General features: G+C 71.0%; 13 protein-coding genes. 9 read left to right on the forward strand and 4 right to left on the reverse strand.

Annotation, left to right across the window (positions count from 1 at the left end; all coding sequences use genetic code 11):
* Window positions 1–24: 24 nt before the first annotated feature.
* The gene (locus tag OG787_RS41175) at window positions 25–2820 is read right to left on the reverse strand and encodes an AAA family ATPase (protein ID WP_405538702.1); all 2796 of its coding nucleotides are present in this window, start codon (window positions 2818–2820) and stop codon (window positions 25–27) included.
* A gap of 198 nt (window positions 2821–3018) precedes the next feature.
* On the opposite strand from OG787_RS41175, the gene OG787_RS41180 reads away from it, so the two are divergent.
* On the forward strand, window positions 3019–3471 hold the full coding sequence (locus OG787_RS41180) for an Lrp/AsnC family transcriptional regulator (RefSeq protein WP_369032054.1): 453 nt from the start codon (window positions 3019–3021) through the stop codon (window positions 3469–3471).
* On the opposite strand, the gene OG787_RS41185 is transcribed toward OG787_RS41180, so the two are convergent.
* On the reverse strand, window positions 3464–4273 hold the full coding sequence (locus OG787_RS41185; protein ID WP_369032055.1) for a GntR family transcriptional regulator: 810 nt from the start codon (window positions 4271–4273) through the stop codon (window positions 3464–3466). The genes OG787_RS41180 and OG787_RS41185 overlap by 8 nt on opposite strands.
* 212 nt (window positions 4274–4485) lie before the next feature.
* Between OG787_RS41185 and OG787_RS41190 the strand changes: the two genes are divergently transcribed.
* The 7 genes from OG787_RS41190 to OG787_RS41220 all read left to right on the forward strand — a co-directional run bounded on the left by OG787_RS41190 (window position 4486) and on the right by OG787_RS41220 (window position 12943).
* Window positions 4486–5643 carry an ABC transporter substrate-binding protein gene (locus tag OG787_RS41190; protein WP_405540730.1) on the forward strand — a complete coding sequence of 386 codons (1158 nt, stop codon included), beginning with the start codon at window positions 4486–4488 and terminating at the stop codon, window positions 5641–5643.
* Window positions 5640–6536, forward strand: a complete 897-nt coding sequence (locus OG787_RS41195) for an ABC transporter permease (RefSeq protein ID WP_405538704.1) — start codon at window positions 5640–5642, stop codon at window positions 6534–6536. The genes OG787_RS41190 and OG787_RS41195 overlap by 4 nt, the downstream gene beginning before the upstream one ends.
* Window positions 6524–7339, forward strand: coding sequence for an ABC transporter permease (locus OG787_RS41200; RefSeq protein WP_369032057.1), 816 nt, complete (start codon window positions 6524–6526; stop codon window positions 7337–7339). Before OG787_RS41195 ends, OG787_RS41200 begins: the two co-directional genes overlap by 13 nt.
* A 5-nt stretch (window positions 7340–7344) precedes the next feature.
* Window positions 7345–8403, forward strand: coding sequence for an ABC transporter ATP-binding protein (locus OG787_RS41205; RefSeq protein ID WP_405538707.1), 1059 nt, complete (start codon window positions 7345–7347; stop codon window positions 8401–8403).
* Window positions 8404–8470: 67 nt separating this feature from the next.
* A complete protein-coding gene (locus tag OG787_RS41210; RefSeq protein ID WP_405540732.1) occupies window positions 8471–9913 on the forward strand; it encodes an HAD-IA family hydrolase in 1443 nt (480 codons plus the stop codon).
* A gap of 473 nt (window positions 9914–10386) precedes the next feature.
* Window positions 10387–11175 (forward strand): carbon-nitrogen hydrolase family protein, encoded by a 789-nt coding sequence (locus tag OG787_RS41215; RefSeq protein WP_369032059.1) that lies wholly within the window; start codon window positions 10387–10389, stop codon window positions 11173–11175.
* A 70-nt stretch (window positions 11176–11245) separates the two neighbouring features.
* Window positions 11246–12943 carry a flavin monoamine oxidase family protein gene (locus OG787_RS41220; RefSeq protein ID WP_405538709.1) on the forward strand — a complete coding sequence of 566 codons (1698 nt, stop codon included), beginning with the start codon at window positions 11246–11248 and terminating at the stop codon, window positions 12941–12943.
* 15 nt (window positions 12944–12958) lie between these two features.
* Here OG787_RS41220 and OG787_RS41225 read toward each other — a convergent pair whose 3' ends face one another.
* Together OG787_RS41225 and OG787_RS41230 are read right to left on the reverse strand one after the other, a co-directional pair.
* Complete coding sequence (locus tag OG787_RS41225) at window positions 12959–13891, reverse strand: TIGR03619 family F420-dependent LLM class oxidoreductase (protein ID WP_369032061.1); 933 nt, start codon at window positions 13889–13891, stop codon at window positions 12959–12961.
* An 89-nt stretch (window positions 13892–13980) separates the two neighbouring features.
* A complete protein-coding gene (locus OG787_RS41230; protein ID WP_369032062.1) occupies window positions 13981–14655 on the reverse strand; it encodes a DUF5995 family protein in 675 nt (224 codons plus the stop codon).
* Window positions 14656–14830: 175 nt separating this feature from the next.
* On the opposite strand from OG787_RS41230, the gene OG787_RS41235 reads away from it, so the two are divergent.
* Entirely contained in the window at window positions 14831–15979 is a 1149-nt protein-coding gene (locus tag OG787_RS41235) for a glycoside hydrolase family 6 protein (RefSeq protein ID WP_369032133.1), read from the forward strand.
* Window positions 15980–16029: the final 50 nt, after the last annotated feature.

Genomic DNA, 16029 nt, shown 5'->3' on the forward strand with positions numbered 1-16029 from the left:
CCCTGGGGTGCTGCGGAACCGGTGTCAGGTCTCGTCGCCCAGCTTCCCGAACAGCCCCGTCCGTGAGGTGATGCCGAGTTTCGCGTAGGCGTTGGCGAGGTGGTACTCGATCGTCTTGACGCTGAGGACCAGCTCTTGCGCGATGCCCCGGTTCGACAGACCCCGCATGGCGAGCCTGGCGACGGTCAGCTCCTGCGCGGTGAGCCCGGCATGACGGGCGCCGGGGCGTGCTGTCGGACGGCCGCAGCCCGCCAGCTCACGGGCGCACCGTTCGAGATACGGTGCGGCCCGCAGACGGAGGAAGGTCCGGTGCGCGGCCTGTAGTTCGGCCACCGCCTTCCTGCGCCGGCCGACGCGGCGCAGGAACGTGCCGTAGGAGAAGTGAAGCAGCGCTTCCTCCCAGCACTGTTCTCCGCGCTCTCCCCGCTCGCCCTGCTCTCCCCGCGCGCAGTGGCGCAGCCCCGCCCGGAACGCCCGGTCGGCCGCCTCCTGGTCGCCGTACGCCTCCTCCAGCAGGCCCCGGCAACGTGCGGCTGACGCCTGTTCCAGCCAACGGTGCCGCTCGGCCGCACGGGTCTCGTACGGGACGAGTACGTCGAGAGCCTCGTCCGTGCGCCCCAGGCGGGTCAGGGATTCGGCCAGGACGGGGCGCCAGGCGACGATCCCGACCTCGTCGAGGCCGCTGCGGTGAACGATGTCCGGGCTCAGGAACGGCGTCAGCTCGGCGACCGCGCGCTCGTCGTCCCCGCGGCCGCTGTGCACGAGGGCGAGTGCCGTCGCGGCGAAGGCTGCGTCATTGACGTCACCGAGTACCTGGGCGTGCCGTATCGCTGTCCTGGCGTGGGCTTCGGCGGCCTCGAAGTCGCCCCGGCCGGCCAGGGGGAACGCCGTACAGGCGTGGACGACCGCCAGGATGGATATCTGGTCGGTGTCCTCGGCGAGCGAGACGGCCTGGGTGCCGTGCGCGACGGCCTCGTCCCACAGCCCGGCCCGGTACTCGGCGTCGGTGAGGAAGCCCAGTGCCACGAGAGCCGCGTACGGCAGCCCGCCGCGCCGGTGCGAGGAGAACGTGTCCTCCAGATCCCGGCGGGCCTCACCCAACTGTCCGTTCCACAGCTGGAGCATGCCCCGCGCGAGCAGACCGTCCAGTTGCTCCGTGGTGGTGCGGGGCCCCGAGAGCGGGAGACGGTCGAGGGACCGCATGCCTTCGTCGTAGTCGCCGGAGATCGCCAGCCCGATGGCGAGGGAGTCACGCAGGAAGGACGACCGCTTCGCCGGTGGGAGACCGAGCCCGCGTCGCGCCCAGCCGACGATGCTCGGCGCGTCGCCCTGGATGAGGCAGAGCCAGGCCATCTGCTCGGCGGCCTTGCGCAGGGTCTCGGCTTCCGTGGTCGCGTCGCCGCTCTCCCAGCAGGCGGCGAGCCTTCGCCGTGCTTCGTCCAGCCGCCCCGTGGTGAGGGCGAGATGGCCCAGGACGTACTGCTGTTCGGCGTCGGGCGGCATGGCATGGATCGTCGGTTCGAGTTCGGCGGCCTGGCTGACATCACCGGCGAGCAGCCGGTACTCGACGGCCTGGATCAGACAGCGCTCGCGCAGGCCGACCTGCGTGGACAGCCGGGCAGCGGTCGTCGACGCGGCCGCGGCCGCCGCCCAGGCACCTGTCTCCGCCTGCCGTGCCGCGAGACGCACGAGTTCCCCGGCGAGGTCCCCGTCCGGTGCGACGGCGGCGTGCACCCGGTGCTGGAGCGCGGCGTACCGGTCGTCCGAGCGGGCCGCCGCCAGCTGGTGCAGGCGGGAGCGCTCGGCGGGATCCAGCCCCCGGTACACGGCCGCCCGCAACAACGGATGCGGGAAGGCGACCCTGAGCATGGCACCGGCGGGATCCTCCTCCAACAGCTCGTGTCTCATCGCCTCCGCCAGCGCGCCCAGCGAGTCCGGCACGGCGCCCACCTCGGCGGCCTGGTGCAAGGGGCTGGACATGCCGAGGACACTGGCGGCCTCGACCAGGTCGCGCGTCGGAGGGCTGCACCGCGCCAGCTGCGCCGTGACCAGCCGCTCGTATCGGCGAGGGGCGGGCAGGACGGCGTTGCCGTCGAGGACGTCCGCGGGAAACTGCTGTAGGAGCGCCCTCGTGTGCAACGGGTTGCCGTGCGTGTGCTCCCGCAGCCGGGCGACCGCCCGACGGGACAGGGCAGACGAGCCCAGGGCCGCGTGGAGCGCGACGATGTCCGAGAGGCCGAGGCCCTCCAGCGTCAGCTGGAGCGTTGCCTCGTCGTGGAGGATGCGGTGCAGCCCCTGCGGGAGCCGGGGATCGTTCACGTCACGCGTCACCAGCAGCGCCAGCACCCGGTCCTTGCGCAGCCGCCGCAGCACGAAGGTGAGTGCGTGCAGCGAGGGTGTGTCCGCCCAGTGGACGTCGTCGATCAGCAGGACGACCGGCGCTCGCCCCTGGAGCTGGCCCAGGGCGTCGAGCAACAGGGCGCCGACTGCGATCGGGTCCTGTGCGGCGGGGCTGTGGGGTGTGCCGAGGGCCGGCTCCCGCAACGCCTCGGCCGCGGCGGGCAGCTGCGGCACCAGCTGTGCGACGAGCCCGTACGCGAGTTCCGTCTCGAGTTCGTCGCCGCCGGCCTTCACGACCCGGCAGTCGGCGGCGGCACCGGACAGGAAGCGCCGTGCCAGTGAGGTCTTGCCGATCCCGGCGGGACCGTCGACGAGGACGACCTGAGGTTCGCCTCCGGCCGCCGCGTCCAGCCGGTTTCCCAGCTTCCCCAGTTCTTCCGCTCTGCCCATGAACAACGACTCGGGTGTCTGCCGCGGCAAAATCGTGCTCCTCCCCGGCCGAGGCCGTCCGGCCGTATCCGTACGCCAACACGCGCGGCCGTCGGCATTGGGTTCGCCGCTCTCGGTGTCTTCACTCGACCGAGTGGCTCCAGGCCGGGCTCGTGTTCTACTTCCTTTACGGCTACCGCCGCCCCCGATTCGAAGTGCCCGCACCATCTGAAGAGTGATGAACCCGCCGTGCTGAACGATCTCGACGAACGCATCGTGCACGCCCTCGCCGAGGACGCCCGCCGCTCCTACGCGGACATCGGGCAACTGGTCGGTCTGTCGGCGCCCGCCGTGAAACGGCGTGTGGACCGGTTGCGGGAGAGCGGGGCGATCACCGGGTTCACCGTGCGGGTGGATCCGGCGGCGCTGGGGTGGAAGACGGAGGGGTTCGTCGAGATCTTCTGCCGGCGGAACACGTCGCCGGAGACGATCCAGCGGGGGCTTGAGCGGTATCAGGAGGTGGTGGCCGCGTCCACCGTTACCGGGGAGGCGGATGCGGTGGTGCAGGTTTTTGCCTCGGACATGCGGCACTTCGAGCGGGTGCTGGAGCGTATCGCCGGGGAGCCGTTTGTCGAGCGGACGAAGTCCGTGCTGGTGCTGTCGCCCTTGCTGCGGAGGTTTTCCTCTGGGTCGCCTACTTAGGTGCCTCGGGGGTCTGGTGGCGGGTGCGGGTTCGCTGTGGCTTGTCGCGCAGTTCCCCGCGCCCCTTTGGGGCGCTTCTCGCCAGGGCGTTGTTCGCGGTCGAGTTGTGGACGCTGAAGCTCACCGCGTCGCCTCTGTAGCGGTCGTCGGACCATTCCACCGGGCGGCCCTCGCGCGTTGTTGTCACTCGGCGGACCCGTAGGAGGGGGCTCGTGCGGCGGATGTCGAGGAGTTCGGCGTCCTGGGCGCCGGCCGCCACCGCGTCGATGACGTGTTCGCCGTATGCGAAGACCAGACCCGTGTCCTCGAAGAGGCGTTGGGTGACCGAGGGGCAGTCCGGTTCGATGGGTTCCACGGACGGGGCGATCCAGTCGGCGTACACCGTGCGTTCCAGGAGGACCGGTTCGCCGTCCAGGCCGCGTACCCGCAGGACGTGCAACACCGGGGTCTCCTCGCGGAGTTGGAGGCGGATCGCGTCCTCCGTCGTCGCCGGGCGGTACTCCTGGTGCACCACCCGGCCCGTTGCCTCGCGGCCCATCGCGCGGGCCCACTGGGCGAAACTGCGCAGCTCCTCGAAGGTCTGGCTGCGGCGGCTGGCCAGGACCACGCGGCGGGCGCCCTGACGAGAGCCGATCAGCCCCTCGGCCGTCAGGGCCGCGACCGCCTGGCGGATCGTGCCGCGAGCCACGCCGTAGTGCGCGGCGAGTTCCGTCTCCGGGGGCAGACGGCTGCCGACCGTGTACTGCTCGCGGTCGATCGCCCGGCGCAGCTCGTCGGCGATCTCCTCGTGTCGCGCCGTCATGCTTCCCCTCTGGGTTTCTCGCTGTGCACAGCGTGAGCAGCCTAATCGACATCCAGGAGTCGTCCAGGCGTGTCTGGATTGTGCAGGGAATCAGCGGTCAGCGTTTCGCCAGAGTTTACGAGCGCGATACCAGCGGAGGGCGTACTGAGGCCAACTTGTTCAGACAAGTTCTCCGCACTACCTCACCCCTCGTGCGCACCCCTGGAGAGACCGTGATCGTGTCCCTGCCGAGAACAGCCGTCCGCGGCGGCGCCCTCGCCGTCGTCGCCGCGCTCGCCCTGAGCGCCTGCGGCGCGGCCCCCGACGACACGTCGACCACCGCGGACGGCAGGAGTGCCGCCACCGCGACCTCCGCCGCCGACTTCGGCGGCCTGGACAAGCTGGTCACCGCCGCCAAGAAGGAGGGCACGCTGCACGCCATCGCCCTGCCCCGCGACTGGGCCAACTACGGCGCCCTGATCGACGGTTTCCAGAAGAAGTACGGCATCAAGATCGAGGTGGAGAGCCCCGACGGATCGAGCCAGGACGAGATCAACGCCGTCACCTCGCGCAAGGGGCAGGACCGGGCTCCCGACGTGCTCGACCTCGGCAGCTCGTTCGCGCTGAGCGCCGCCCAGCAGGGGCTGCTCGCGCCCTACAAGGTCGCCTCCTTCGCCGACATTCCCGAGGGGCAGAAGGACCCGGAAGGGCAGTGGTTCAACGACTACGGCGGCTACATCTCCATCGGGTGCGATGCCAAGCGTGTGAAGTCCTGCCCCACCACCTTCGCCGATCTGCTCAAGCCGCAGTACAAGGGGCAGGTCGCCCTCAACGGCAACCCCACCAAGTCCGGTTCGGCGTTCGGCGGGGTGTACGCGGCCTCTCTCGCGAGTGGCGGCTCCTTCGACGACATCCAGCCCGGCCTCGACTTCTTCGCCAAGCTGAAGAAGAACGGCAACTACACGCCCGTCGAGTCGACGCCGGCCACCGTCGAGAAGGGCGAGACGCCGATCAGCATCGACTGGGACTACCTCAACGCCGGGTACGCCGAGGAGTTCAAGTCCAAGGGCCTCGACTGGCAGGTCTCGGTCCCGGAGGACGGCAAGTTCTCCCAGTACTACTCCCAGGCCATCAACAAGGACGCCCCGCACCCGGCCGCCGCCCGCCTGTGGCAGGAGTACCTCTACAGCGCCGAAGGCCAGAACCTGTGGCTCAAGGGCTTCGCCCGCCCGGTCCTGATGACCGCCATGGAGAAGGCAGGCACGATCGACAAGACCGCCGCCGCCGCGCTCCCGGAGGTCTCCGGCACGCCCGCCTTCCCGACCGAGGCCCAGCAGGCCCAGGCCAAGACCGTGCTGGCCGAGGGCTGGGGCAAGGCCGTCTCCGGATGACCGCCACCCTCACGCGGGTCGACGTGGCGCCCGCCGCTTCCCTGAAGCGGCGGCGCCGCGCCCCCGGCTGGCTCGCCGTACTCCCGCTGCTCGCCTTCGTCGCGGTCGCCTTCGGGGTGCCCGCCCTGGCCATGCTGAACGGCGCCTTCACGGTCAAGAACCAGGCCACCGGCGTCACTTCGTACACCACGGCCAATCTGACCGACTCCCTCCAGGGCGCCTATCTCACCGCGCTGCTCGGCAGCGTCAAGCTGTCCGCCGTGTCGGCGCTCCTCGCGACCGTCCTCGGACTGCTGCTCGCCCAGGCCGTGGTGACCTCGCGGTTCCGGGCGCTGCGCGAGGCCGTCCTCACCGCCTCCGGGGTCCTCGCCAACTTCGGCGGGGTGCCGCTGGCCTTCGCGTTCGTCGCCACGCTCGGCAACTCCGGTGTGCTGACCCGGCACCTGGGGCTGACGGACAAGGGCTGGAGCCTCTACAGCTTCTGGGGACTGGTGATCGTCTACCTCTACTTCCTCATCCCGCTGATGGTCCTCACGATCACGCCCGCGCTCGACGGACTCCGCTCCCAGTGGCGCGAGGCCGCGCAGAACAACGGGGCCACCAACGTCCAGTACTGGCAGCACGTCGCCCTGCCCGTACTGCTGCCCTCGCTGCTCGGCGGGTTCGTGCTGCTCTTCGGCAGCGCCTTCGCCGCGTACGCCACCGCCGCGGCCATGGTGGGCAGTTCGGTCCCGCTGGTCACCCTCCAGATCGCCGACGCCATCTCCGGCAACGTGCTGGTCGGCCAGGAGAACGTGGCGCTGGCCCTCAGCCTCGACATGGTCCTGATCGCGGGCCTGGTCATGGCCGTGTACCTGCCCCTGCAAAGGAGGAGCGCGCGATGGCTCGCCTGAACGCGTGGCGCTGGCTCGTCCTCGCCGGCGCCGCGCTGTACTTCCTGGTCCCGCTCGCCGCGTCCGTGCTCTTCACGGTCGACGTACCGGGCGAGGGCATCACCTTCGACGCGTACGGCGAGATCGTCGGCGCCGACGGCTTCCTGACCGGCCTGCTGCTCTCCCTCGAACTGGCCGCCGCCACCATCGCCGTGGTCCTGCTGCTGATGGTGCCCGCGATGGTCGCCCTGCGGCTCGGCGCACCCCGGCTGCGACCGGTCGTCGAGGTGATCTGCTCGCTGCCGCTGGTGGTCCCGCCGATCGCGTTCGTGGCAGGGATCTCGACAGTGTTGAAGTGGGGACCCGAGCACCTCTCCCGTACGCCCCTGTTCCAGACCTTCGTCGCCATCCAGAACCCCGACTTCCCGGTCGTCCTGGTCCTCGCGTACGTCGTGATGGCGCTGCCCTTCGTCCATCGCTCGCTGGACGCCGGGCTGCGCGCGATCGACGTCCGCACCCTGGTCGAGGCCGCCCGCAGCTGCGGTGCGAGCCCGGTGCAGGCGCTGGTGACGGCCGTACTGCCCAACCTGCGCGGGGCGCTGCTCAACGCCTCCTTCCTCACGCTTGCCCTGGTGCTGGGCGAGTTCACGGTGGCCCAGATCCTCGGCTTCCAGCCGTTCGCCGTGTGGATCTACAGCGTCGGCGGCTCGCAGGCCCAGCTGTCCGTCGCCGTCTCCGTGCTCAGCCTGCTCGTCACCTGGGCCCTCCTCCTCGCGCTCGCCGGGCTCGGCGGGCGTTCCCGAACCGCCGCCGCCAAGGGATGAACCACATGACGCTCGACAAGGCCGCCACCGTCGAATTCCGGGGCCTGCGCCGGGAGTTCGGCCCGACCGTCGCCCTCGACGGACTCGACCTGGACGTCCGGCCGGGGGAGCTGCTCGCGCTGCTCGGCCCGTCCGGCTGTGGCAAGACCACCGCGCTGCGCATGCTCGCCGGGTTCGAACACCCCGACTCCGGCGAGGTGTTGGTCGACGGGGAGGACGTCACCCAGGTCCCGGCCCACCGCCGGGACGCCGGGATGGTCTTCCAGTCGTACAGCCTCTTCCCGCACCTCAGCGCCCTCGACAACGTGGCCTTCGGACTGCGGATGCGCAAGGTGCGTACGTCCGAACGGCGGGCCCGTGCCGCCGAGTTGCTCGACCTCGTGGGCCTCGCCGACAAGGGCGAGCGGTTCCCGCACCAGCTCTCCGGCGGCCAGCAGCAGCGCGTCGCCCTGGCCCGCGCACTCGCCCTGCGGCCACGCGTACTCCTCCTCGACGAGCCGCTGTCGGCGCTCGACGCCAAGGTCCGCCTGACTCTCCGCGAGGAGATCCGCCGGCTGCAACAGGAACTCGGCATCACCACCCTGTTCGTGACGCACGATCAGGAGGAGGCCCTGTCCATGGCCGACCGGGTCGCGGTGATGCGCGGCGGGCGACTCGAACAGTGCGCCGCTCCCGCCGAGTTGTACGGCCGACCCGCCACCGCGTTCGTCGCCGAGTTCGTCGGCACGATGAGCCGGATTCCGGGACGGCTGTCCGGGGAGTCGGTCGAGGTGCTCGGACAGCGGCTCCCGGTCGACGGCGCGGCGCCGGACGCCGTCGAGGTCGATGTGCTGGTCCGGCCCGAGGCGGTACGGGTGGAGGCCGATACGGCGGGTGACGCACGCGTCGTGGCCACGGCGTTCCTCGGCGCGGTCACCCGGATCACCGTACGGCTCGTGGACGGCACCGAGGTGAAGGCCGACCTGCCCGCGCACGAGGCCGCCACGCTGGGCGCCGGAGCCGCCGTACGGGTGTCGCTGCCGGAGCGGCCGGTGCTGGTGGCCGAGCGCGCGAACCGTCCGTGAGTCGAGTGAGTCCATCAGAGAGAGAAACGTGACCCCCCACATCCCCCGTACTCCCGACACCCCCCACCTGCCCCAACCTCCGCTCCAGGCCGTCCTGTTCGACATGGACGGCACGCTCGTCGACACCGAGCGGCTGTGGTGGGAGGCGGTGGAGCAGGTCGCCGGGAGGCCGCTGACCGAGGCGGACCAGCCGGAGGTGCTCGGCCGGCCCGTCGAGCACACGGCCGACTGGCTGGCCGCCGCCACGGGCACGGCGGTCGGGCAGCTCGCCGCCGAACTGCACCGGGAGTTCGCGGCCCGTGTCCGCACCGGCATCGTGCCCCGCCCCGGCGCGCTCGACCTGCTCGACGCGCTCGCCCGGGCCGGTGTCCCCACGGCCCTGGTGACCGCCTCGCCCCGGGCCGTCGCCGACACGGTGCTGGAGGCACTCGGCGCCACCCGCTTCGCGGTCTCGGTCACCGCCGACGACACCGAGCACACCAAGCCCGCCCCCGATCCGTACCTCGCCGCCTGCCGCGCCCTGGGGGTCGACCCGGCCGCCTGCGTGGCCGTCGAGGACACCGAGACCGGTGTCACCTCGGCCGAGGCGGCGGGCTGCGCGGTGCTCGCCGTGCCGTCGCTCGCGCCGATCGAGGCGGTGCCCGGCCGAACGGTGTTGCCGAGCCTGGCCGGGGTGACCGTGGCACAGCTCGGTGCCATGGTCACCCGTGAACTCCGGGTGATGAGCTGGAACCTCTGGTACGGCGGCACGAAGGTCGACGACCACCGGGAGAAGCAGCTCAAGGTGATCGCCGAGACGGGCGCCGACGTGGTCGGTCTCCAGGAGACGTACGGGAACTCGGCGGCGGAACTCGCCGAGGCGCTCGGCTGGCACCACCATCAGGCGGGCCCGAACCTCGGTGTCATCAGCCGCTACCCGATCACCGCCCGGCTCGGTGACCCGGACGTCGGCTTCTACGGGGGAACCGGCGTACGGATCAGGCTGGAGACGGGGCTGGAGGTGGATGTCTGGAGCGCCCATCTCGACTGTGCGCCGTACGGGCCGTACGAGGCCCGCTTCGACGGGCTTCCGGCGGCTGAGCTGATCGCCCATGAGGGTGTGCGGCTGGGGCAGATGCGGGAGATCCTGCGCCGGATCGCCGACTCCACACCTGTAGTGCTCGTCGGGGACTTCAACACACCCTCGCATCTGGACTGGCCGGAGGTGGAGTGGCCGGTGACGAAGGTGACGGAGGAGGCGGGTCTGCGCGACTCGTACCGGGAGGTCCACCCGGATCCGGTTGGTTCCCCCGGTCACACCTGGTCGCCGATTCATGCCGAGCACGAGGACGGCAGCGGGCGGCCGGAGCCGCAGGACCGGATCGACTTCGTGCTGTATCGGGGGAGGGGGTTGAGGGTGCTGGATTCGCGGGTGGTCGTGAGCGGCACGATACGGGTGTGGCCCGAGGTGGCCGCCAATGGCTGGCCTTCGGACCATGCGGCGGTACTGACGAGATTCGGCCTCGGCTAGACGCTTTTTCTTCGCCCCCGCCGCCCCTACCCATTCCCGTCCCCTGGGGGCTGCGCCCCCAGACCCCCCTTGTCGCGCTGAACGCGCTCGTCCTCAAACGCCGGACGGGCTGGGTGGGGGTGCGGCGGGGTGGGTGGGAGGAGGTGCGCTGGACGTGCTTGTCCTCAAACGCCGGGCGGGCTGGAATGCCCGGCCCGGCGCTGAAGGTCAAGCCGCGGCCGGTACCACCCAGCCCGTCCGGCGTTTGAGGACGAGGCCGTTCAGGCCGACAGCGGGGGTCTGGGGGCGGCAGCCCCCAGGGATGGGAACGGGTAGGGGCGGCGGGGGCGAGAACAACGAATCGCTGCCCCGCACCCTCCCCGCGCAACGATTCGCTCACCGACGCGCAACAGCCACTCCTTGTCCGGCCCAGCCCCCCACCCGTACCGTCTATTCGGCCCCCAGAAAACGTTCAGCACCCGCAAGGACCCCGCATGCGCACCGCCCTGCTCCAGAGCTCCGGCCGCCCCGGCTCCCTCGTCGGCAACCTCAAGGTGCTCGACGAGACCGCCGCCCGGGCCGCCGCAGCGGGCGCCGGGCTGCTCGTCGCGCCGGAGATGTTCCTCACGGGATATGCCATCGGCGACGACATCGGCCGCCTCGCCGAGCCCGCCGACGGCGACTCCGCCGACGCGGTCGCCGAGATCGCCTCGCGCCACGGCCTCGCGATCGCCTACGGCTACCCCGAGCGCGCCGCCGACCAGGTCTTCAACTCCGCGCAGCTCATCTCCGCAGACGGCACCCGTCTCGCCAACTACCGCAAGACCCACCTCTTCGGCTGCTTCGAACGCGACCACTTCACCCCGGGCGAGCAGCCCGTCGTACAGGCCGAACTGAACGGTCTCCGGGTCGGCCTCATGATCTGCTACGACGTCGAGTTCCCGGAGAACGTCCGCGCCCACGCCCTCGCCGGCACCGACCTCCTCCTGGTCCCGACGGCGCAGATGCACCCGTTCCAGTTTGTCGCCGAGTCCGTCGTACCGGTGCGGGCCTTCGAGAACCAGATGTACGTCGCGTACGTCAACCGGGTCGGCCAGGAAGGGGAGTTCGACTTCGTCGGTCTCTCCACGCTCGCCGGACCCGACGGGGTCGCCCGCACCCGGGCCGGCCGCGGTGAGGAACTCCTCCTCGCCGACGTGGACCCCGTCCTCCTCGCCGCCTCCCGCGAGGCGAACCCGTACCTCCAGGACCGCCGCCCCGGGCTCTACGGCTCCCTCGTCTGAATCCCCTGAATCCCCTTAATCCCCCGAATCTCCCCTTCACCTGCTTCACCCCGCAAGGAGTCCGTACCCCATGACGTCCACGGTGCCCACCGCCGTCCAGCACGCCGACGCGCAGCAGCCGCCGATCACCATGTTCGGGCCGGACTTTCCCTACGCCTACGACGACTTCCTCGCCCACCCGGCAGGGCTCGGGCAGATCCCCGCGACCGAGCACGGCACCGAGGTCGCCGTCATCGGCGGCGGGCTGTCGGGGATCGTGGCCGCGTACGAGCTGATGAAGATGGGGCTCAAGCCCGTCGTGTACGAGGCCGATCAGATCGGTGGGCGGCTGCGGACCGTCGGGTTCGACGGCTGCGATCCCTCCCTCACCGCCGAGATGGGCGCGATGCGCTTCCCGCCCTCCTCCACCGCCCTCCAGCGCTACATCGACCTGGTGGACCTGGAGACCCGGCCGTTCCCCAACCCCCTTGCGGAGTGCACCCCTTCGACCGTCGTCGACCTCAAGGGCGAGTCCCACTACGCCGAGTCGGTCGGCGACCTGCCGCAGGTCTACCGTGATGTCGCCGAGGCCTGGAACACGTGCCTCGAAGAGGGTGCCGACTTCTCCGACATGAACCGGGCGCTGCGCGAGCGCGACGTTCCGCGCATCCGTGAGATCTGGGCCCGGCTCGTCGAGAAGCTCGACAACCAGACCTTCTACGGCTTCCTCTGCGACTCCGAGGCCTTCAAGTCCTTCCGGCACCGCGAGATCTTCGGCCAGGTGGGGTTCGGAACAGGTGGCTGGGACACCGACTTTCCCAACTCGATCCTCGAAATCCTGCGCGTCGTCTACACCGAGGCCGACGACCATCACCGGGGGATCGTGGGCGGTAGCCAGCAACTGCCCCTGCGGCTCTGGGAACGCGAGCCCGGGAAGATCGTCCACTGGCCCTACGGGACCTCCCTCGCGTCCCTGCACGTGAACGGCGTACCGCGCCCGGCCGTGACCCGTCTCCACCGTACGGCCGGCAACCGGATCACCGTCACCGACGCGGGCGGCGACATCCGTACGTACCCGGCGGCCGTCTTCACCGCCCAGTCCTGGATGCTGCTCTCGAAGATCGCCTGCGACGACTCGCTCTTCCCGATCGACCACTGGACCGCCATCGAGCGCACCCACTACATGGAGTCCAGCAAGCTCTTCGTGCCCGTCGATCGGCCCTTCTGGCTCGACAAGGACCCCGTCACCGGGCGGGACCTGATGTCCATGACGCTCACCGACCGTATGACACGCGGGACTTACCTCCTCGACGACGGTCCGGACAAGCCGGCCGTCATCTGTCTCTCGTACACCTGGTGCGACGACAGCCTCAAGTGGCTGCCGTTGTCCGCGAACGAGCGGATGGAGGTCATGCTGAAGTCGCTCGGCGAGATCTATCCGAACGTCGACATCCGCAAGCACGTCATCGGTAGCCCCGTCACCGTGTCCTGGGAGAACGAGCCCTATTTCATGGGCGCGTTCAAGGCCAACCTGCCCGGCCACTACCGCTACCAGCGCCGCCTGTTCACGCACTTCATGCAGGACCGGCTGCCCGCCGACAAGCGGGGTATCTTCCTCGCCGGTGACGACATCTCCTGGACGGCCGGCTGGGCCGAGGGCGCCGTCCAGACCGCGCTGAACGCGGTCTGGGGCGTCATGCACCACTTCGGCGGGACCACCGACCCGACCAACCCCGGCCCCGGTGACGTCTACGACGAGATCGCACCCGTCGAACTCCCGGAGGACTGACGGGAATCGGGCTGATCAGATCCCGGCCGCCCGTGCCGCCTCGTACAACTCGGCGGCCAGGTCCTTGAGTTCGGTGGCGTCCCTCGGGGCGTCGCCGAACTCGACGAAGAACTCGTCGAGGCCGTCGATCCCGGCGTGGGCGGCGAGGTCCGTCACGATCTGGTCGATGCTGCCCTGGAAGGGTCGGCGGTCGGCGCCGTCGTACGCCTTCGCCGTGTACGTGAGGTTCACCCGCACCGCCGTCTCGATCGGCCTGGTGCGACCCTTCTCGGCGGCGAAGGCCCGCACCTGCTGCCACTGGGCGGCGAGTTGCTCGGCGCCCATGGCGACCGGGTTCCAGCCGTCGCCGCGTTCGACGAGCCGGGTCAGGGACTTCTTGCTGAGGGCGGGCAGGAATATCGGTATCGGCCGGGCCGGCTTGGGGGCGACCAAGGCCGACGCGATCTTCGTCAGCCGGCCGTCGTACTGGACCGGGTCCGAGCCCCAGACCGCCCGGCACACGTCGAGGACCTCGTCCAGCACCTGGCCGCGCTCCGCGAACGGGGCCACCCCGGCGGCGGCGTACTCGTCGAGGGACCAGCCCGTGCCGAGGCCCGCCACCACCCGGCCGCCGCTCGCCGCGTCCAACGTGCCCAGCGCGCGGGCCAGTTGGAAGGGGCCGTGCAACGGGGCGACGAGTACGCTGGTGCCGAGTCGGGCCCGCTCGGTGGCCGCGGCGGCCAGCGTCAGCGTCACCAGCGGTTCGGACACACTCCGGTACGCGTCGGGCCAGGGGACGCCCTCCATGCCGTACAGGCCCTGGGTCGCGGGCTCCGGGAACAGGGCGCGTTCGAACACCCAGAGGCTCTCGTAACCGATCTGCTCGGCGGTGCGTGCCACGTCGGGCACGTCCCGTCCGATCTCGTACTGGCGTGTTTGCGGTAGACCAAGACCCAGGCGGACGGCCATGCTCGTGCTCCTTCGCAAGAGGCGCTGTCGCCGTCGAACGTACAACGTTCATCTAGTTCTGGCGGGGGTCGTGCGCAGGAGTGGCCGGATCAGTCCGGCAGTGGCGTGAGAAGCATGCGGCTGGCGAAGCCGACCGCCGCGTCGAGACGGTCGGTGAACTCCTCGGTGACATCGGGCAGTCGGCGCAGCGCCCAGAGCGCGCGGGCCGCCGACCAGGTGGCGGCCCGGGCCCGTTCCATGCTCCAGGCGCCGAGGAGGTGGGTGAGCGGATCGGCGATCTGGAGGAGGTCGGGGCCCGGCATCAGCTCTTCGCGGACGCGCTCCTCCAGCGAGACGAGTAGATCGCCCACGCGCTCGAACTCGTCCTCCAGGTCGGCCGGTTCGCAGTCGAGCGTACGACAGGCGTCCACGACGGCGAGCGCCAGATCGTGCCCGATGTGCGCATTGATGCCCGCAAGTGCGAACTGTAGCGGTCGTACGCCGGGATGGTGGCGGAACTGGAGCAACGGGCGCCAGCAGGCGGGCGCGTGGTCGTCCTCGGCGACCCGCAGATACCGCTCCGCGAACCGTACGTCCAGGGTGATCGCGGCCTTCGCGTCGGCGAACGCACCGGCCTCCAGACGCCGGTCGAAGGCCTCCGTGACGGCGAGGTAGACACGGTTGAAGACCGCCAGTCCGTCGCGCGGCGGCAGCCGTGTCTCCAGCGCGCGCATCCGCGAGACGACCTGATCGACGGGTGTGGTGAACTGTTCCAATTGCACCATGAGGGCAGGGTCCCAGTCCTAGGCTGGCGCACGTGCCGCCGGGCCGGACGCTTCCCCAGAACGGGGGAACGCGCCCACCCGGGCCGAGGAGGAGGAACTGTACGTGTCAGGCTTGCGCGCCCAACGCCTGGCCGCGCGCCGGGCCGAACGCAGGCGCGCCGCCCGGCGTTCCGTCATGGTCGCCGCCGCCTCGGTGGTCGTCGCCGTCGGCACCGCCACCGGGCTGCTGTCCGCGCTCGACGACGGCGGTGGTGGCTCCGACGAGGCCAGGCCCGAGCTGAGCAGCTCACCGCTGCTCGCCCCGCTGCCCGCGGAGTCGTCGGCCTCGCCGACGCCGAGCGCCTCGAAGTCCCCGTCCCCGTCCGCCCGTACGACGGAGACACGGAAACCGAGCCGCACGCCCTCGCCCACGAGTCCCGCGAGCACGGAGCCCGAGGCGAAGCAGGCGCCCGCCCCCGCGTCCGTACGCCTCTACCGCCACCCCGACTCCCAGGTTCTCGACTGGGTCCGTGCCCACCGCGACGATCCGCGCCGCCCGGTCATCGAGGCGGAGATCGCCGACCGTCCGGCCGCGGTCTGGTTCGCCGACTACTCGCCCTCGACGATCGCCGCCCGGGTCCGCGCGGTCACTTCGGGCGCGGCGGCCTCCGGCCGGGTCCCGGTGGTGGTGCCGTACGCCGTCCCGGACCGCGACTGCGGCGGCGCCTCCCAGGGCGGCGCACCCGACCTCGCCGCGTACGACGGCTGGATCGACGCCTTCGCGGCGGGCCTCGGCTCCGACGAGGTCATCGTGATCCTGGAGCCCGACTCGATAGCCCTGGCCAACTGCCTCTCCACGGCCCAGCGCACCGCCCGCTTCGCCTCACTGGCCCGCGCGGGCCGTGTCCTCAAGGCCGCCAACCCCAACGCCCGCGTCTACTACGACGCCGGCCACTCCGGCTGGAACGCCCCCGCCAAACAGGCGACCCTGCTCCGCCAGGCGGGCGCCGCCTCGGCCGCGTCCTCCGACGGCGTCTTCAGCAACGTCTCCAACTTCCACACCACGGCCGACGAGATCGCGTACGACCGACAGGTCCTCGACGCCCTCGGCGGACCCGCCGGCCTCGGCGCCGTCATCGACACCAGCCGCAACGGCAACGGCGCCCCGCCCGACGGCGAGTGGTGCGACCCGGCCGGCCGAAAACTCGGCCGCGCCCCGACCACGAACACGGGCGAGGCCCGTATCGACGCCTACCTGTGGGTCAAACTCCCGGGCGAATCGGACGGCTGCAAGGGCACCCCCGGCACGTTCACGGCGTCATACGCCTACGACTTGGCACGCTGAGCTGCACCTACGTCAGTGACATGGTCGCGGAACCGCGGGGCGCTGGTCAG

This window comes from Streptomyces sp. NBC_00075, from assembly GCF_045041225.1.
Taxonomy (GTDB): domain Bacteria; phylum Actinomycetota; class Actinomycetes; order Streptomycetales; family Streptomycetaceae; genus Streptomyces; species Streptomyces adonidis.